The sequence below is a fragment of the Pseudomonas sp. 18-147 genome (assembly GCF_051048045.1).
In the GTDB taxonomy this organism is placed as follows: domain Bacteria; phylum Pseudomonadota; class Gammaproteobacteria; order Pseudomonadales; family Pseudomonadaceae; genus Pseudomonas; species Pseudomonas aeruginosa.
Window position 1 is genome coordinate 3590330 of sequence record NZ_CP182296.1, and the last position, 17789, is coordinate 3608118.

The window sequence follows — 17789 nt, forward strand, 5'->3', positions numbered from 1 at the left end:
ACCCGGCCTGCCTTGGGAACGCTGGCATCTTCGGTCAGCCGGCAACAGCCAGGCGCTTGTAGAAATAGGTGGTGGGACAGGGCGTGCCGTCCGGCATCAGGGCGTAGTCCGGGATTTCCCCGACCCGTGTCCAGCCGGTCTTCAGGTACAGCCGTTCGGCGGCGCTGCCGCTGACCGTATCCAGCACCAGCAGGGACTTGCCGCAGGCCCGGGCGAGCCGGTCCAGCTCGCCCATCAGCGCCTCGCCGATGCCGCGCCGACGCGCACGCCGGTGCACCAGCATCTTCGCCACGTCGGCGCGGTGCGACTGGTTCGGCGGTTGGTCGAGGAGCAGTTGCACGGTACCGACGATCCGCCCCTCCGCTTCCGCCACCAGCAGCAGGCGTTCGTCGCCCGCCACGCTCTCGCCGACGCCGCGCCAGAAGGCCAGCGCCCGCTCCCGCGGCAACGGCCACATGAAGCTGACCGAAGCCCCGCCTTCCACGCAGTCCAGCAGTACCTCGGCCAGTTCGTCCAGGCGCGCCAGGATCTCCTCGCCAGCCAGGCGGCGAATCGTCGGTTCGGTCATCGCGGGCAAGCTCCAATGCAAGGGCGAATTTCCAATATATTGGACAGTGACTATCATGGACGAGAAAAATCCGCCAGGGCCACTCATGGATATCGACGAACTGATTGCCCGACGCCTAGCCGCCCTGCGCAAGGAGCGCGAGCTGACCCTCGCCCAACTGGCCGAACGCTGCGCGGTGAGCAAGGCGATGATCTCGCGCATCGAGCGCAACCAAAGCAGCCCCACCGCCAGCGTCCTCGGCCGTCTCGCCGGCGGCCTGGGGGTCGCCCTCTCCGAGCTGCTCGGCGACGCGCAGGCACCGGCCGAACCGCTCTGCCGGCGCGCGCAGCAGGAAGTGTGGGAAGACCCGGCCAGCGGCTACCGCCGCCGCCAGGTCGGCGCTCGCGATCCGCGCAGCGGCTGCGAGATGGTGGAAGTGGAGATCCCGGCGAACGCCCGCCTCGACTATCCCCGCTGGGGCGGCCGGCCCTACCGACAGCGCCTGTGGCTGGTCGAGGGTGCGCTGCGGGTGGATTACGGCGAGCAGTCGTTCCACCTGCAACGCGGCGACCGCCTGGACTTCGGCGTCGACCGCGCGGTGACCTTCGCCACCGCCGGGCAAGCCTGCCGCTACCTGCTGGTGATCCTCCACGACTAGTCGTGCGGCTTTTTCCGCCGGCGCTCCGGCGACCAGTCGAGGGCGCCGACCCGGTGCAGGTAGAACAGTCCGACCAGCAGCAGGGAGACGAACAGCGTCGCCTCGACGAAACCCGCCCAGCCATTCTCCCGCAGCGACACCGCCCAGAGGTAGAGGAACGGCATCTCGATGCCGAAGATCACGAACAGCATGGCGACCAACGCGTACTTGACCGAGAAGCGCAAGCGCGACGAGCCGGTGGAATCCACCCCCGACTCGAACGGCAGGTTCTTCGCCCGGCCATGCGATCGGCCGCCCAGCACCCGGCCCAACCCCAGCATGAGCAGGCAAAGGGCGAGCGCGCCGAAGAGGTAGGCGAGCAAGGCCCAGGTCGCGGGAGCGAAGGATGCGTACATGATGGTCGCCCCTCAGCCCTGACGGGTCGCCAGCTTGAGAATGACGATGCCGGCCACGATCAGCCCCACCGCCAGCAGCCGCAACGGGCTCGGGCTTTCGCCGAAGAGCAGGATGCCCAGGGCGAAGGCGCCGACCGCACCGATGCCGACCCAGATGGTGTAGGCCGTGCCGAGGGGCAGGGTTTTCATGGAAACGGCCAGCAGGCCGAAGCTGAGGATCATGAACAGCAGGGTGACCAGGCTTGGCCACAGGCGGGTGAAGCCGGCCGACTCCTTCATGGCCGTGGCCCAGACGATTTCGAAGACACCGGCGAGCAAGAGATAGATCCACGCCATTTTCAGCCTCTCTGCAGGGTCGTCCCCGCGCAATGAAAGAGGGAAAACGGGTCGTCCCGCTTCCGGCTGAAAGTGCGTGCCGCCCGGGCGGGCGTCAGTCACCGACGGCAGCGATCCTAGCGCGTTGCCGATGCCGGGTGAACGCCTGCGCCGACGGAGTTGTTTCGCCGCGTTTCCGCGCCGCGCCCGCCGGGACGCTCGGCAGGATTGATCTAGACTTTCGCAGGATCGTGCAAGGCGTCCGTTTCGTCCTTCGCGCACACTTCGCCCGATGCATCCCTGCCTGATAAGAGATAACGCCCTGCCCGGGCCTTTCCGTGGAGAATCAGCATGCCCACCTCGCTCGTCCTGAACGGCAAGAACGTCACCCTCGACGTCGATCCCAACATGCCCCTGCTCTGGGCCATCCGGGAAAGCGCCGGCCTGCACGGCACCAAGTTCGGCTGCGGCATGGCCCAGTGCGGCGCCTGCACCGTGCAGCTGGACGGCACCGCGGTACGTTCCTGCGTGCTGCCGGTCTCCGCGGTCGCCGGCAAGCGCGTCACCACCATCGAGGGTATCCAGAGCAAGCCCGGCAAGGCCGTGCAGGACGCCTGGGTCAAGCTCCAGGTACCGCAGTGCGGCTACTGCCAGTCCGGCCAGATCATGTCCGCCACCGCGCTGCTGGAGCAGAACGCCAGCCCCAGCGACGCCGACATCGATGCCGCGATGAACGGCAACATCTGCCGCTGCGCCGCCTATGTGCGGATCCGCGCCGCCATCCACGAAGCCGCCGACACCCTGAAGGCCTGACGCCATGAACAGCAAGATCGATCTGAGCAACGCCCTGCCCGGCTCGCGCCGCGGCTTCCTCAAAGGCGCCGCGGTGGTCGGCCTGACCATCGGCTTCCAGTGGAGCGGAGCCCGGCGTGCCCTCGCCGCGGCCCTGCCGGACGCCGGCTTCGCGCCCAACGCCTTCCTGCGGATCGCTCCGGACGACAGTGTCACGGTGATCGCCAAGCACGTGGAGATGGGCCAGGGTGCCTATACCGGTATCGCCACCATCGTCGCCGAGGAACTCGACGCGGACTGGAGCAAGGTCCGCGTGGAAAGCGCGCCCGCCGACGCCAAGCGCTACGCCAACCTGGCCTTCGGCACCATGCAGGGCACCGGCGGCAGTTCGGCGATGGCCAACTCCTGGATGCAATTGCGCGAGGCCGGGGCCAAGGCGCGCGCGATGCTGGTCGAGGCCGCCGCCCGCCAGTGGCGAGTGCCGGCCACCGAACTGCGCACCCGCGACGGCTTCGTCGAACATCCGGCCAGCCAGCGCAAGGCCAGCTACGGTTCGCTGGCCGCTGCGGCGGCGGAACTGCCGGTGCCGGAAAAAGTGCAATTGAAGGATCCCAAGGACTTCCGCCTGATCGGTCACCAGGCGCCGCGCGTCGACGTTCCCGGCAAGACCGACGGCAGTGCGCAATTCACCCTCGACGTCAGCCTGCCCGGCATGCTGGTCGCCCTGCTCCAGCGCCCGCCGCTGTTCGGCGCCACGGTGAAATCGTTCGACGCCACGGCGACCAGGGCGATTCCGGGGGTGGTCGAGGTGGTCCAGGTGCCGCACGGCGTGGCGGTGGTCGCCAAGGGCTTCTGGGCGGCGAAGCAAGGCCGCGACGCGCTCAAGGTCGAGTGGGACGAGAGCAAGGCCGAGAAGCGTGGTTCCGAGGCGCTGATGGCGGAGTACCGCAAGCTCGCCGAGCAACCCGGCAAGCCCGCGCGCAGGGACGGCGACGCCGCCAAGGCGGTGGCCGGGGCGACCCGCAGGATCGCCGCCAGCTACGAGTTCCCGTTCCTCGCCCATGCGCCGATGGAGCCGCTGGACGCGGTGGTCAGGCTGACCGCCGACAGCTGCGAGATCTGGGCCGGCGACCAGTTCCAGACCGTCGACCAGGGCAACGCAGCGCGCACCGCCGGGCTGAAGCCGGAGCAGGTGAAGATCAATACGCTCTACGCCGGCGGCAGCTTCGGCCGGCGCGCCAACGCCTGGTCGGACTATATCGTCGAGGCGGTATCGATCGCCAAGGCGCTGGGCGCCAACGGCGTGCCGGTGAAGCTGCAATGGACCCGCGAGGACGACATCCACGGCGGTTTCTACCGGCCGATGTACTACCACCGGCTCGAAGCCGGGCTCGACGCCGACGGCAAGCTGGTCGGCTGGCAACATCGCATCGTCGGCCAGTCGATCCTGGAAGGCACGCCGTTCGCCGCGGTGATGGTCAAGGACGGCATCGACGCCACCTCGGTGGAAGGCGCCGCCAACCTGCCCTATGCGGTGCCCAATGTCTCGGTCGAGCTGAGCACCACCCAGGTCGGCGTGCCGGTCCTGTGGTGGCGGGTGGTCGGCAGCTCGCACACGGTCTACGCGGTGGAGGCGTTCATCGACGAGGCGGCGCAGGCCGCCGGCAAGGACCCCTACCTGTTCCGCCGCGACCTGCTGGCAGAGCAGCCGCGCCTGCGCGGCGTGCTCGAACTGGCTGCGGAAAAGGCCGGCTGGGACCCGTCCAGGCCGCTGCCCGCCGGGCGCGGGCGCGGGATCGCGGTGACCGAGGCATTCAAGACCTTCGTCGCCCAGGTGGTCGAGGTCTCGGTGGACAAGGACGGCAAGCTGAAGGTCGAGCGGGTGGTCTGTGCGGTGGACTGTGGCATCCCGATCAACCCGGACGTGATCGCCGCGCAGATGGAGGGCGGCATCGGCTTCGGCCTCGGCGCGATCCTGCACAGCGCGATCACCCTGAAGGACGGCAAGGTCGAGCAGAACAACTTCGACGGCTACCAGGTGCTGCGGATCGCCGAGATGCCCAAGGTCGAAGTGCACATCGTGCCCTCCGGCGAAGCGCCCACCGGGGTCGGCGAACCCGGTGTGGCGCCCATCGGCCCGGCGCTGGCCAATGCGATCTTCGCCGCCACCGGGCAACGCCTGTACAACCTGCCCTTCCCCACCTCCTTCGCCAAGGCCTGAGCGAGACGCCCGCCGGCAGCTCCACGGCTGCCGGCGCGGCGCGGGCGGCCCTCCGAGGTTCGCCGCCGACCATACGGGTCCCCCCGGTGTCGCGCCGATTTGCCTCCGCCCGGCGTCGGGCGCAGACTTCAGCGTCCATTCGCCCGCGTAGCCAAGCATGACCGAGCCTCTCCCTTCTTCGTCCCTGGGCCCCGCCCTGCGTCGCTGGCGCCTGCTGCACCGGGTCAAGCAAACGCATGCCGCCGAATTGCTCGGCGTGGCGCAATCGACCATCTCGCGCTGGGAGTCCGGTACCCAGGCGCTGCTGGTGGAGGAACGGGCACGCCTGGAGCGTCTGCTCGGCGCCCGCCTGGAAGCCGCCGCCGACCAGGCACTGGCCCGCCTGGTCGAGGCCAACCCGCAACCCGTGCACCTGATCTGCGACCTCACCCATCGCCTGTTGGCCTGTTCGCCGGCACGCGCCGCGCAATTCGGCGTGCCTCTCGGCGAACTGCTCGACCGTTCGCTGTGGCCCTATTGCAGCGAGGAAATCCTCCGCCAGGAAGCCACCCTCGAGGAACTCGGCTGGCGCGAACTGCTGGCACCGCCGGCGCTGGAGTTCGCCAGCGGAGCGAACGCCTCGGCCATCGTGCCGATCCGGCGCAGCCGTTGCCGCTGGACCCGCATGACCCTCTCGGACGGACGCGCGGTGCGCCTGGTGGAAACCCTCTGAACGTCGCCGCGGATATTTTATCCATGGACCTTCAGCACCGCCGCGCCTAGGCTTGCAGGCTCGTTTCACCGGTAGCGGAGCCCGCGCCATGTCCCTCGAACTGCTGAGCAACCGCCTCGAATTCCTCCGCGAAGCCGAACGCCTGAAAGACGTCCTGCGCTCCGCGCACACCTCCTCCGGCCGCCCGGAAAGCACCGCCGAACATAGCTGGCGGCTGTGCCTGATGGCACTGGCCTTCGAGGACCAACTGGCCGGCCTGGACCTCGGCAAGGTCCTGCGCATGTGCGTGGTCCACGACCTCGGCGAAGCGATCCACGGCGACATCCCCGCCGTCGAGCAGGCCGCGCACCCGGACAAAGGCGAACAGGAACGCGCCGACCTGTTGCAGCTGACCCGTCACCTCGACGCGCCGCTGCGCGACCGCCTGCTCGCCCTGTGGGACGAATACGAGCGCGGCGAGTCCGCCGAAGCCCTGGCAGTGAAGGCCCTGGACAAGCTGGAAACCCTGCTCCAGCACACCCAGGGCGACAATCCGGCGGACTTCGACTATGCCTTCAACCTCGACTACGGCCGTCGCTATACCGACCGCGCACCGCTGTTCAAGACCCTGCGCGAGCTACTCGACGCCAGGACCCGACAGCGCCTCGCAGCTCGGCGCGACGCCTAGCGTGCGCCCGCCCGGGCAGCGTTACCAGCGCCACCGCCTACGTAGCTCGCCATGGCTACAGGGAAGCGGCTGGCACGTTTCCACCGACCGGGGCCTGTCCTGCACGCCTCAGTAAAGGCGCGCCTTGATCAGCGGTCGCAGCAGGTAGTTGAGCACGCTGCGCTTGCCGCTGAGGATGTCCACCTCGGCGACCATCCCCGGAATGATCGGCAATACCTCCTCGCCGCGCTTCAACTGGCTGCCATCGGTCTTGATCAGCACCTGGTAGTAGGACTCCTTGCCATGCGGGGTGTCCTCCTCGATGGTGTCGGCACTGATCTGCTCCAGGGTGCCCTTGAGGTCGCCGTAGATGGTGTAGTCGTAGGCGGTGATCTTCACCTTGGCCGGCATGCCGGGAACCAGGAAGGCCACGTCGCGCGGCTTGATCTTCGCCTCCACCAGCAGACGCTCCTCTACCGGGATCACTTCCATGATCGGCTCGCCGGGCTGGATCACCCCGCCGCGGGTGTTGATCAGCACGGTGTTCACCCGCCCGCGCACTGGCGACAGGATCTCGGTGCGGCGCAACTGGTCCTGGCGCTGCTGGACGATCGGTTCCAGGGCGCTGAGATCGGCCTTGCGCTGTGCGCGCTCGGTATAGGCATCCTGGAAATAGGTGCTTTTCAGCTCGGTCAGCTTGCCGCTGAGGGTGGCGATGTCCTGGCTCAGCTTGAGCGCCTCCATCTGGCTCACCGCACGCTTGGCCACCAGCGGGCGAACCAGGTCGAGCTGGCTCTGCGCCAGGTGGATCTGCCGCTGGATCGCCTGGGTGCCCTCCACCAGTTTGTCGCGGCGCGACTTGAACAGCTCGCGTTCGGAACGCGCCAGCGGCCCCTCGGGATCGACGTCCGGCGGGAACTCGATGCTCTTCTTGCCTAGCACCTCGGCGTCGAGCCGGGCAATGGCCGCGCGCAGCACGCTGGCCTGGTTCGCCGACTCCTGGAAGTTGGTGAGGAAGCGCGTCTCGTCGAGGCGCACCAGCGGCTGGCCGACTTCCACCAGGTCGCCCTCCTTCACCAGCAGGCGGTCGAGGATGCCGCCCTCCAGGCTTTGGATCTTCTGGATGCGGCTGAACGGCACGACCCGACCGTCGCCGCGGGTCACCTCGTCCAGTTGCGCCCAGGCCGCCCAGCCGATGAACAGCAGCACGCAACCGAGCAGGGTCCAGAGCAGCGGCCGGTAGACCGGGTGGGTAGCCGCCAGCAACGGGTCGGCCAGTTGCCGGCGCAGGGCGGCGGCGTCGCGGTCAGAGTCCATGGTTGCCTCCTTCGGCGGCCTGCGGTGCCTGTACCTGGTTGCCCTGCACCACCTGCTCCAGCGGGCCGTCCATGATCACCCTGCCCTGGCGCAGGACCACCGCACGCTCGACCAGGGCGAGCATGCTTTTCTTGTGGGTGGTGATGACCAGGGTGCGCTTGCCCAACCATTGCTGCAGGTAGTCGATGACCTGTTTCTCGCTGCCCTGGTCGAAGGCCGCGGTCGGCTCGTCGAGCAGCAGGATCGGAGGGTCCTGTAGCAGCACCCGGGCCAGCCCGACGGCCTGGCGCTGGCCGCCGGACAGGCTGGCGTTGCCCTGGATCGGCATGTCCAGCCCCAGCGGGTGGCCGCGGACGAAAGCGCCCAGGCCGACCCCGTCGAGGGTCTCCAGCAGTTCCTCGTCGCCCAGCGCGGCGTTCTCCAGGTTGAGGTTGTCGCGCAGGCTGCCATGGAACAGCGCCACGTCCTGCGGCAGGTAGCCGATACCGCGCTGGCGGTCGGCCGGATCGATCTGGGTCAGGCTGACGTCGTCCAGCAGCAGGCGTCCCGCCTGCGCGTCGAGCAGGCCGCTGAGCAGGCGCAGCAGGGTCGACTTGCCGGCGCCGTTGCCGCCGAGCAGCGCCACCCGCTCGCCGGCGCGGATGTTCAGGGCCTGCACGTCGACCACCGGCGGGCTGTCGCCGTGGGCCAGGCGCACGCCCTCCAGGCGGTAATGTCCCTGCAGGCGCTCCTTGTGCACGAAGCGCTTGCCCTGGGGTCGCTCCTGCTCGGCGCTCATCAGTTGGTCGAGGCCTTCCATCGCCACCTTGGTGTGCTGCCAGCGACCGAGGATGCCGGCCGCCTGCGACAGCGGTGCGATGGCCCGCGAGGCGAGGATCGAGCAGGCCACCAGGCCGCCGACGGTCATCGCGCCCTCGCTGATCCGATAGACGCCGAAGACCACCACGCCGACGTAGCAGAGCTGCTGGACGATGCTCGCCGAGTAGCTCAGGGTCGAGGCCAGGGTATGGGTCTTCATCGCCGTACCGGCCAGTTCGCCGGTCAGGGTTTCCCACTGGTGCAGGCAGCGGCCTTCGGCGCGGGTCGCCTTGACCGTCTCCAGGTGCTCGAAGGCTTCCAGCAGCACGCCGTTCTTCATCGCCCCTTCGCGCAGGTTCTGCCGCGACAGGTGGCCGAGCAGGCGCTGGGTCAGCAGCCCCGGCAGGATCATCAGCACGCAGGCCACCAGCGGCACCCAGACCACATGGCCGCCGATCACGGCGATGATCAGCAGGAAGATCGCCACGAACGGCAGGTCGCTGATCAGCGCCGCGCTGGACGAGGTAAAGAACTCGCGCACCGACTCGAACTCCCGCACCTGGGTACTGAAGGCGCCCATCGACGCCGGCTTGGCGGCGACCCGGGTGCTCAGCACGCGGGAGAACAGCAGGGTCGAGAGTTGCAGGTCGAGGCGCTTGCCGAGCACGTTGAGCAGGTGGCCGCGCATGATCCGCAGGACACCGTCGAGGACGATCGCCAGGGCCACGCCGCTGGCGAGGATCCACAGGGTGTCGAAGGCCGCGTTGGGCACCACGCGGTCGTAGACCTGCATGGCGAACAGTGCCGAGGCGACCGCCAGGACGTTGGCCACCAACGCTGCGGCGGCGACCTCGGCGTAGGAACGCCAGAGCCGCTTGAGCGGGCCGAAGAACCAGTGTTCGGGCAAGGCGCTGGCGTAGTCGCCGACCCGCCCGTCCGGGCGGTAGCGGCACTTGGCGAAGATCGCCGTGCCGCTGTACAGCGCTTCCAGCTCGGCCAGCGGCATCCTCTGGCTTCCGCCGTCGCTCTGCGGTACCAGCACCTCGGCATGCTCGCCGTCGTTGCCCACCAGCACCAGGGCGCGGCCGTCGTCGAGCAGCAGCAGGGCCGGCAGCAGGTAGCGATCGATCCGGCGCAACGGCTGGCGGGTGACCTGGGCAGTGATGTCGGCGCGGCGCAACGCGCGGGCCACCAGGTGCAACGGCAGGCGACCGTGCTCCAGCGGCATGCCGTCCACCAGTTCAGCGTCGCCGAGCGGTCGGCCAAGCTGCCGGCAGAGCAGCAACAAGCCCTGGCGCAACGGGTCGACGATGGGGTCGTGGTTGAGGATCACGACGTTATCCGGGGTTTTCTCAGCTTCCATGATTCAGCCGGTTCTCCAATAGCGGACCCAACAGGCCGACTTGCGCGGCCGCCCGATACTCGATGCGCTTGCGTTCGATCCGCAGGTTGATCAGTTGCCGCTCTGCCTCGAACCGCTCGCGCTGCACGTTGAGCAGGTCGATCACGTCGCGCCGGCCAACCTCGAACTGTTCGCGATACAACTCGCCGACCTGCTCCGACTCGGTCACCTGCTGGGTCAGCGACTGTTCTCGCCAGCGCAGCGTGTCGCCGTTGTCGAAGAGGTTCTGCAGTTGCCGGCGGATGTCGCGCTGCATCGCGTCGGCGCTCCATTTCGCCGACTCCAGGCGCTGCTGCGCGGCGGTCGGCCGGCGGAAGTTGGAAAGCCCCTGGAAGGTGTCCATGCGGAAGCGCAGGGATACCACCGAGTCGCTTTCCGGATGCCCGCCGATCTCCCGGCGCAGCGCGCTGGCCTCCAGGTTCAGTTGCGGCAGCAGCGACGCCTTGGCCTCGCGGACCTCGGCCTCGGCGACATTGGCGTCCTCCAGGGCCTTGCGCTGCAAAGGCGATTCGCGGATCACCCGCGCCATATCGCTGGCCGCCAGGTAGCGTTGCAGCGACATCGGCTCGGGCTCCACCAGGTCGGCGGGCTCCTGGCCGACCAGGATCGCGTACTGGTTGCGCGCGTCCTGCAGGTTGCCCTTCTCCAGCGACAACTGCTCCTGGGCCCGCGACAGTTCCAGATTGGCGCGATCCAGCTCGCTGCGGTCGGCGTAGCCGTCGCCGCCGCGCGCCTGGGTCATCTCGCGGATGCCGTCGAGGCGCTGGATGTGTTCGCGCACCGCCTCCACCCGGCGCTCCGAGGCAAGCACGTCGAGGTAGGTCTCGACGATATCCAGCGCCGCATCGTCGCGCGCCACCAGCACCGCCTCGGACAGCTTGCGCTGGGTCGCGCTGGCGCTGTCGACCTTGCTCGTCACCCGACCCCAGTCGTACAGCATCTGCGACGCGGTGAGATCGTAGACGATCTCGCCGAAGTCGAACTCCTGCGGCCCCCCGGACATCGTCACGGAGGGGTAGTACCCCCCTTTGGCCATCTCCACCTCGGTGCCTGCACGGTCCGCTTCGGCCATCGCGGATCGTACTTCCGGGTGGATCGCCAGCCCTGCCCTGACCGCCTGGTCGAGGGGCATGGCCGACGCGAACATCGGCAGCCCCAGGGAAAGGAGCCAGATGGCTCCCTTCCCATGCCGCCGTCCCTTGCGCGCGTACTGCCTGCGCCCGCGCATCAGACCACGACCTGTACCGTGTTGTCCTCGATCAGCAGGGTGGTACTGCCGAAGGTGTAGACGTCGTAGGTAATGCCGTTGATCAGTTGCGTGGTACCGGTATTCACCGCGCCCACCACGTTCAGGGTGTCGTTGTTCTCGCCGGTGATCTGCAACGTGTTGTTGGCATCGGTGATGGCATCCACCTCCGCCGCGGTCAGGGTCAGCACGCTACCCGAATCGCCCTTGCCGAGGTCGATGCGCTCGAGGTTGCTGAGCGTGCCGACGCCGACGGCGTTGTAGTCGAGGTCGATGCCGTTGGCCAGGACCAGGGTGTCGAACCCGGCGCCGCCATCGATGCTGACGAAATCGGTCGCGGTGATCTGGATGGTGTCGTTGCCGTTGCCGGCCACCACGTGATCGCCGGTGCCCACGTTGAAGATCAGGTCGCTGCCGTCGCCACCGTTGATGTGCTCCGAACTGCCGTTGGCGCCGGACAGCACGTCGTCGCCGGAAGTACCGTTGACATCGATCTGGCCGATATTGAGCGACAGTCCGTTGGGGGTCAGGGTGATCCCGTAGGCGGCGCTGTCGTTGCCATTGGAGTCGGTGGACACCAGGTTGAACGAGATCTGCGAGCCGAGGTTGAGGATGTCGGTGATGTTCAGCCCCAACTGGGTGAGGATGGTCGGGCTCAGCAGGTTCAGCGAGAAGTTTCCGGACGAATCCGCCTGGATCGGCAGCAATTCGACGTTCAACGCCGGGGTGATGACCCGGATCACCACGCTGGAGTCAGGCTCGGTGGTTCCGCTGAAACCGAAACGCGGGTTCAGCGGGTTGAGGCTGACGTCGAGGCCGAAGTTGCCGATGGTCACCGGTTGCTCGATGCTGGTGCCGACGCCGATGCTCGCCGTGTTGCTCGGGTTGCCGGCCGGGTCGCGTCCGACCACCGACACCTGGGCATTGAGCAACTGGTCCCAACTGAAGTCGATGTCCAGGTCGGTGAGCAGGTTCAGCGACGCCAGCCCGCTGTTGTCGGCGGTCACCGTGGCGGTGGCGGTCACCCCGCCGACGTCGACGGTCACCGTCAACTCGGTCCCTGGCTCCGCCGAGATGGTCAGGATGTTGCCGACCAGGGACAGCACCGGGGTCGCCGGCGGAATGGTGTCGATGGTGAACGGCACCGGGGTCGACGCGGTGCCGCCGTTGATGTCGGCGGTGACGGTCGAGGCGCCCTCCGGGAACGGGCCCATGCCGCCGGGAGGCGTCAGGGTCAGGGTCAGGTTGCCGGCGGCGATGTCGCCGGCGGTGAGGGTATGGCTGACCTCGGCCTCGTAGCCGTTCTGCCCGGCGAACTTGACCGTGACCACCTGGCCGACCTGCATGGTCGGACGGACCGTCACATCGACCTGGATGCCGTCGCCGATCTCCGCGGCGTTGATCCAGGTATCGGCGGCTTCCGGCACGCTGATGGTCGGCGGCGCCAGGTCCGGCGCGTTGATGGTGGCCGGCCCGCTGACGTTGCCGGCGGCGTCCACGGCAACCCCGGCGATCAGTTCGCCGGTGATCAGCGGCGGCGCGAACGGCAGGCTGAAGTTGCCGGCGCCGTCGACGGTGACCGTGATCGGGTTGGCGGTGTCGCCGTTGACCACGATACGCACCTGACTGTTCGGCTCGGCGGTGCCGGTCAGCAGCGCGCCGTCGGCGCTGATGCTCAGCAGCGGAGCGGACGGCGCCACCGAGTCCACCGTGGTGCTGGCCGGACCGCTGGCGTTGCCCGCGGCGTCTTCGGCGACGGCGTTGATCACCGTACCGTTGGCCAGCGGCGTGCCGGGGGTGAAGGTCCAGTTGCCACTGCCGTCGGCGGTGGTCTCGCCGATCGGGTTGCCGTTGCCGTCGGTGAGGATCACTTTGGCGCCGACCTCCGCGGTGCCGGTGATCACGCTGCCGTTGCTGGCATTGATCACCGGCGTGGCCGGCGCCACCGTATCCACCGTGGTGCTGGCCGGACCGCTGGTATTGCCGGCCGGGTCCTGGGCCACGGCGTTGACCACCGTGCCGTTGGCCAGCGGCGTGCCCGGTGTGAAGCTCCAGTTGCCGCTACCGTCGGCGAGGGTCTGGCCGATCGGGTTGCCATTGCCATCGGTGAGGATCACCCGGACGCCGGGTTCGGCGGTGCCGCTGAGTTCGACACCATTGCTCGGGTCGATCACCGGGGTGGCCGGGGCCACCGCGTCCACCGTGGTGCTGACCGGACCGCTGGTGTTGCCGGCGGCGTCCTGGGCCACCGCATTGATCACCGTGCCGTTGGTCAGCGGTGTGCCCGGAGTGAAGCTCCAGTTGCCGCTGCCATCGGCGGTGGCCTGCCCTATCGGGTTGCCGCCGCCGTCGGTGAGGATCACCGTGGCCCCGGCTTCGGCGGTACCGCTGATCACCGTACCGTTGCTCGGATCGAGCACCGGGGTGGCCGGGGCTACCGAGTCCACCGTGGTGCTGGCCGGGCCGCTGGTGTTGCCGGCGGCGTCCTGGGCCAGCGCATTGATCACCGAGCCGTTGGCCAGCGGCGTGCCCGGCGTGAAGCTCCAGTTGCCGCTGCCGTCGGCGGTGACCTGGCCGATCGGGTTGCCGTTGCCGTCGGTGAGGATCACCGTGGCCCCGGCTTCCGCCGTACCGCTGATGACGACTCCATTGCTCGGATTGATCACCGGCGCCGGCGGGGCGATGGCATCGACGGTGACGCTGGCCGGACCGCTGGTATTGCCGGCCGGGTCCTGGGCCACGGCGTTGATCACGGTGCCGTTGGCCAGCGGGGTGCTCGGGGTGAACGTCCAGTTGCCGCTGCCGTCGGCGGTGGCCTGGCCGATCGGGTTGCCGCCGCCATCGGTGAGGATCACCGTCGCACCGGCTTCCGCGGTACCGGCGATCACGCTGCCGTTGCTCGGGTCGATCACCGGCGCCGCCGGGGCCACGCCATCCACCGTGATCACCGCCGGCGCACTGTCGACATTGCTTGGGCTGCGCGCCACCACGTTGACCACCGTGCCATCCGGCAGCGGGATGCCTGGAGTGAAGGACCAGTTGCCGCTGCCGTCGGCGGTGACCTGCCCTATCGGGTTGCCGTTGCCATCGGTGATGATGATGGTGTTGCCGGCGTCGGCGGTGCCGCTGATCACCGAGCCGTTGCTCGGATCCACCTGCGGGATCGACGGCAGCGAGGAATCCACCGTCGTGGTAGCGGGAGGGCTGGTATTGCCGGCGGCGTCGCTCGCGGTCACGTTGACCACGGTGCCGTTGGGCAGTTGCGAGCCGGGCGTGAAGCTCCAGTTGCCGCTGCCATCGGCGGTGGTCTGGCCGATCGGGTTGCCGTTGCCGTCGGTCAAGGTCACGGTGCTGCCCGGCTCGGCGGTACCGTTGAGCAGGTTGCCGTTGCTCGGATTGACCACAGGCGTGTTCGGCGCCACCGCGTCCACGGTAGTGCTGCCCTGCGGGCCGGTATTGCCCGCAGGGTCCTGGGCCACGGCGTTGACCACCGTGCCGTTGGCCAGCGGCGTGGCGGGCGTGAAGGTCCAGTTGCCGCTGCCGTCGGCGGTGGTTTCGCCGATCGGGTTGCCGCTGCCATCGGTGAGAATCACCTTGGCCCCGGCCTCTGCGGTGCCGCTGATCTCCGCGCCGTTGCTCGGATCGATCACCGGCGCCGGCGGCGCCACCGCGTCCACCGTGGTGGCGGCCTGCGGGCTGGGATTGCCGGTCGGGTCGGTGGCCGTGGCGACGATCACCGTGCCGTTGGCCAGCGGCGTGCCCGGCGTGAAGCTCCAGTTGCCGCTGCCGTCGGCGGTGACCTGCCCTATCGGGTTGCCGCTGGCATCGGTGAGGGTCACGGTGGCACCGGCCTCGGCGGTGCCGCTGATGACGACGCCGTTGCTCGGGTTGATCACCGGCGCCGGCGGCGCGCTGGAATCGACGGTCACCGTCGCCGGCGGGCTGCTGTTACCGGCGGCGTCCTCGGCCACCACGTTGACCACAGTACCGTTGGCGATCGGCGTGGACGGGGTGTAGGTCCAGTTGCCGCTGCCGTCGGCGGTGACCTCGGCGATCGGATTGCCGTTGCCGTCGGTGAGAATCACCGTGCTGCCCGGTTCCGCAGTGCCGCTGAGGCTGCTGCCATTGCTCAGGTTGACGGTCGGCGTGGCCGGCGCGATGGCGTCCACGGTGGTGCTGCCCTGGCCGCCGGTATTGCCGGCCGGGTCGGTAGCGGTGGCGTTGACCACGGTTCCATCCGCCAGCGGCGTGGACGGGGTGAAGCTCCAGTTGCCGCTGCCGTCGGCGGTGACCTGCCCGATCGGGTTGCCGTTGCCATCGGTCAGAGTCACGCTGCTGCCCGGCTCGGCGGTGCCGCTGAGCGTGGTGCCGTTGCTGGGGTTGACCACTGGCGTGGCCGGGGCTACCGAGTCCACGGTGACACTGCTGCCCGCACTGGTATTGCCGGAGGCGTCGGTGGCCGTGGCGTTGACCACGGTGCCGTTGGGCAACGGCGTGGTCGGAGTGAAGCTCCAGTTGCCGCTGCCGTCGGCGGTGACCTGGCCTATCGGGTTGCCGTTGCCGTCGGTCAGGGTCACGGTAGCGCCTGGCTCGGCGGTACCGCTGAGCGTGCTGCCGTTGCTCGGGTTGACCACTGGCGTGGCTGGCGCCACGGCATCCACGGTGACGCTGGCCGGCGAGCTGGCGTTGCCGGACGGGTCGGTAGCCGTGGCGTTGACCACCGTACCGTTGGGCAACGGCGTGCTCGGGGTGAAGGTCCAGTTGCCGCTGCCGTCGGCGGTGACCTGCCCTATCGGGTTACCGTTGCCGTCGGTCAGGGTCACGCTACTGCCCGGCTCGGCGGTGCCGCTGAGGGTCGTACCGTTGCTCGGATCGACGGTGGGCGTGGCCGGCGCGACGGCATCCACGGTAACGCTGGCCGGCGGACTGCTGTTGCCGGCGGCATCCCTGGCCACCACGTTGACCACGGTACCGTCCGGCAGCGGGGTGGACGGCGTGAAAGACCAGTTGCCGTTGGCATCGGCGGTGGTCTGGCCGATCGGATTGCCATTGCCGTCGGTCAGGGTCACGCTGCTGCCCGGTTCGGCAGTCCCGCTGAGTTCGCTGCCGTTGCTCGGCTCGACCACCGGCGCGCTCGGCGCCACGCCGTCGACGGTGATGGAGGTCGCCGGGCTGCTGTTGCCGGCGGCGTCCCTGGCCACCACATTGACCACGGTGCCATCCGGCAGTTGGCTACCGGGGGTGAAGCTCCAGTTGCCGTTGGCATCGGCGCTGGTCTGGCCGATCGGATTGCCGTTGCCGTCGGTGATCACGATGGTCACGCCCGCTTCCGCCGTACCACTGAGGACGCTGCCGTTGCTGGCATTGACCTGGGGCGCGTCGGGGAAGTCGGGGGCTTCGGCGGTGACCGGGGTGCTGCTGTTGCCGGCCGGGTCGGTAACGATCACCGTCACCGTCTCGCCATTGGTCAGCGGCGGGTTCAGCGGAACCTCGAAGCTGCCGCCGGGACCGACCACCACGGTGGTGTCCGGCTGGCCGTCGCCGTCAGTGTCGACACCGACGGTGGCGCCCGGCTCTGCGTTGCCGGTGACGCTGCTGCCGTCCGGCGCCACCTGCACGTCGGTGGCCGGCGCCGGGGCGGTGGTGTCCGGCGCCTCGACGGTCACCGGGGTGCTGTTGTTGCCGGCCGGGTCGGTAACGATCACCGTCACCGTCTCGCCATTGGTCAGCGGCGGGTTCAGCGGAACCTCGAAGCTGCCGCCGGGGCCGACCACCACGGTGGTGTCCGGCTGGCCGTCGCCGTCGGTATCGACGCCCACCGTCGAGCCGGGTTCGGCCTTGCCGGTGACGCTGCTGCCGTCCGGCGCCACCTGCACGTCGGTAGCCGGCGCCGGGGCGGTAGTGTCCGGAGCGGTGACCTGGGCCGGCGGGCTGGCGTTGCCAGCCGGGTCGGTGACCACCACGGTGACCGTCTGGCCATTGGTCAGCGGCGGGTTCAGCGGAGCGGTGAAATTGCCGTTGGCATCGGCGATCACGGTGAGGTCCGGCTTGCCGTCGCCATTGGTATCGATGCCGACGCTCGCGCCGGCCTCGGCCTGGCCGCTGATGCTGCTGCCGTCAGGCGCTATCTTCAGGCCGCTGGCCGCCTTCGGCGGAGTGGTGTCCGGGGGCACCGAAGAACCGCCGCCGCCACCGCCGCCGCTGCTGTTGGAAATCGCCACCCCGGCGCCGATGGCCGCCGCACCGACCAGCAGCGCAGTCCCTGCGCTCATGCCACCGAGCACACCGGCGCCGGTCAGCGACTCGAAACCGGCCAGGCTTTCCTGCGGGATGTAGCCGGCCATCAGCGGCCCGTCGGCAGCGACCGGCGGCAGATCTACCGCCACCAGCTTGTCCTTGTCGGCCAGGAACAGTTGGCTGGAAGGCTGGCCTTCCGCATAGAAGTTGGCGATCCGGACGCTTTCCCCGGTCTTCAGCTGGACGATCAGGTCCGAACCGCTCTTCGAGTATCCCGCCACCGACTCCGGTGCGACATCGAGCGCGACATTACTGCTCTGGGAGAGTTTGAGTATCCCGTTTTCCGGAACCTCGACGGCAGCCGCAGAAGAAATACTCTGATCGATAGGGGTAACTTTCGCCTGGATCGACATTTCCGACATTCCTCTTGTCAAGCAGCGACCGAACGGCCGCACCATGTAATCCAGAAATAGCAGCTTTTAAATAAAAGGCGAGTCTGACTT

General features: G+C 68.8%; 12 protein-coding genes. 5 read left to right on the forward strand and 7 right to left on the reverse strand.

The window, feature by feature from the left end; all coding sequences use genetic code 11:
- Nucleotides 1–34: 34 nt before the first annotated feature.
- A complete protein-coding gene (locus ACM0M4_RS16995) occupies nucleotides 35–568 on the reverse strand; it encodes a GNAT family N-acetyltransferase (protein ID WP_003160093.1) in 534 nt (177 codons plus the stop codon).
- Nucleotides 569–653: 85 nt separating this feature from the next.
- Between ACM0M4_RS16995 and ACM0M4_RS17000 the strand changes: the two genes are divergently transcribed.
- Complete coding sequence (locus ACM0M4_RS17000; RefSeq protein ID WP_003102727.1) at nucleotides 654–1205, forward strand: helix-turn-helix domain-containing protein; 552 nt, start codon at nucleotides 654–656, stop codon at nucleotides 1203–1205.
- Here the strand turns inward: ACM0M4_RS17000 and ndhC are convergent.
- Entirely contained in the window at nucleotides 1202–1600 is a 399-nt protein-coding gene (gene ndhC / locus ACM0M4_RS17005) for an NADH-quinone oxidoreductase subunit A (protein ID WP_003088123.1), read from the reverse strand. The genes ACM0M4_RS17000 and ndhC overlap by 4 nt on opposite strands.
- Before the next feature lie 12 nt (nucleotides 1601–1612).
- Nucleotides 1613–1936, reverse strand: coding sequence for a DMT family transporter (locus tag ACM0M4_RS17010; protein WP_003102734.1), 324 nt, complete (start codon nucleotides 1934–1936; stop codon nucleotides 1613–1615).
- A 330-nt stretch (nucleotides 1937–2266) separates the two neighbouring features.
- Here ACM0M4_RS17010 and ACM0M4_RS17015 point away from each other — a divergent pair, with 330 nt between their 5' ends.
- The 4 genes from ACM0M4_RS17015 to ACM0M4_RS17030 all read left to right on the forward strand — a co-directional run bounded on the left by ACM0M4_RS17015 (nucleotide 2267) and on the right by ACM0M4_RS17030 (nucleotide 6307).
- Complete coding sequence (locus tag ACM0M4_RS17015; protein ID WP_003102736.1) at nucleotides 2267–2728, forward strand: (2Fe-2S)-binding protein; 462 nt, start codon at nucleotides 2267–2269, stop codon at nucleotides 2726–2728.
- Between the two features lie 4 nt (nucleotides 2729–2732).
- Entirely contained in the window at nucleotides 2733–4928 is a 2196-nt protein-coding gene (locus ACM0M4_RS17020) for a xanthine dehydrogenase family protein molybdopterin-binding subunit (protein WP_004349295.1), read from the forward strand.
- Between the two features lie 157 nt (nucleotides 4929–5085).
- Nucleotides 5086–5640 (forward strand): helix-turn-helix domain-containing protein, encoded by a 555-nt coding sequence (locus tag ACM0M4_RS17025; RefSeq protein ID WP_003088112.1) that lies wholly within the window; start codon nucleotides 5086–5088, stop codon nucleotides 5638–5640.
- Nucleotides 5641–5728: 88 nt separating this feature from the next.
- A complete protein-coding gene (locus ACM0M4_RS17030) occupies nucleotides 5729–6307 on the forward strand; it encodes an HD domain-containing protein (RefSeq protein ID WP_003102740.1) in 579 nt (192 codons plus the stop codon).
- A gap of 108 nt (nucleotides 6308–6415) precedes the next feature.
- On the opposite strand, the gene ACM0M4_RS17035 is transcribed toward ACM0M4_RS17030, so the two are convergent.
- The 4 genes from ACM0M4_RS17035 to ACM0M4_RS17050 are packed head-to-tail and all read right to left on the reverse strand — an operon-like array spanning nucleotide 6416 to nucleotide 17699.
- Nucleotides 6416–7603 (reverse strand): HlyD family efflux transporter periplasmic adaptor subunit, encoded by a 1188-nt coding sequence (locus ACM0M4_RS17035; protein WP_003102741.1) that lies wholly within the window; start codon nucleotides 7601–7603, stop codon nucleotides 6416–6418.
- Nucleotides 7593–9764, reverse strand: coding sequence for a type I secretion system permease/ATPase (locus ACM0M4_RS17040; RefSeq protein ID WP_009876279.1), 2172 nt, complete (start codon nucleotides 9762–9764; stop codon nucleotides 7593–7595). Before ACM0M4_RS17040 ends, ACM0M4_RS17035 begins: the two co-directional genes overlap by 11 nt.
- Nucleotides 9754–11031 carry a TolC family protein gene (locus ACM0M4_RS17045; protein WP_003102743.1) on the reverse strand — a complete coding sequence of 426 codons (1278 nt, stop codon included), beginning with the start codon at nucleotides 11029–11031 and terminating at the stop codon, nucleotides 9754–9756. Before ACM0M4_RS17045 ends, ACM0M4_RS17040 begins: the two co-directional genes overlap by 11 nt.
- Complete coding sequence (locus ACM0M4_RS17050; protein WP_115288814.1) at nucleotides 11031–17699, reverse strand: Ig-like domain-containing protein; 6669 nt, start codon at nucleotides 17697–17699, stop codon at nucleotides 11031–11033. Before ACM0M4_RS17050 ends, ACM0M4_RS17045 begins: the two co-directional genes overlap by 1 nt.
- Nucleotides 17700–17789 lie beyond the last annotated feature (90 nt).

Coding starts and splice junctions, on each gene's coding strand:
- ACM0M4_RS17035 (WP_003102741.1), bottom strand. CDS start 7,603: ATGGACTCTGACCGCGACGCCGCCGCCCTGCGCCGGCAACTGGCCGAC.
- ACM0M4_RS17050 (WP_115288814.1), bottom strand. CDS start 17,699: ATGTCGATCCAGGCGAAAGTTACCCCTATCGATCAGAGTATTTCTTCT.
- ACM0M4_RS17030 (WP_003102740.1), top strand. CDS start 5,729: ATGTCCCTCGAACTGCTGAGCAACCGCCTCGAATTCCTCCGCGAAGCC.
- ndhC (WP_003088123.1), bottom strand. CDS start 1,600: ATGTACGCATCCTTCGCTCCCGCGACCTGGGCCTTGCTCGCCTACCTC.
- ACM0M4_RS16995 (WP_003160093.1), bottom strand. CDS start 568: ATGACCGAACCGACGATTCGCCGCCTGGCTGGCGAGGAGATCCTGGCG.
- ACM0M4_RS17025 (WP_003088112.1), top strand. CDS start 5,086: ATGACCGAGCCTCTCCCTTCTTCGTCCCTGGGCCCCGCCCTGCGTCGC.
- ACM0M4_RS17010 (WP_003102734.1), bottom strand. CDS start 1,936: ATGGCGTGGATCTATCTCTTGCTCGCCGGTGTCTTCGAAATCGTCTGG.
- ACM0M4_RS17040 (WP_009876279.1), bottom strand. CDS start 9,764: ATGGAAGCTGAGAAAACCCCGGATAACGTCGTGATCCTCAACCACGAC.
- ACM0M4_RS17020 (WP_004349295.1), top strand. CDS start 2,733: ATGAACAGCAAGATCGATCTGAGCAACGCCCTGCCCGGCTCGCGCCGC.
- ACM0M4_RS17045 (WP_003102743.1), bottom strand. CDS start 11,031: ATGCGCGGGCGCAGGCAGTACGCGCGCAAGGGACGGCGGCATGGGAAG.
- ACM0M4_RS17015 (WP_003102736.1), top strand. CDS start 2,267: ATGCCCACCTCGCTCGTCCTGAACGGCAAGAACGTCACCCTCGACGTC.
- ACM0M4_RS17000 (WP_003102727.1), top strand. CDS start 654: ATGGATATCGACGAACTGATTGCCCGACGCCTAGCCGCCCTGCGCAAG.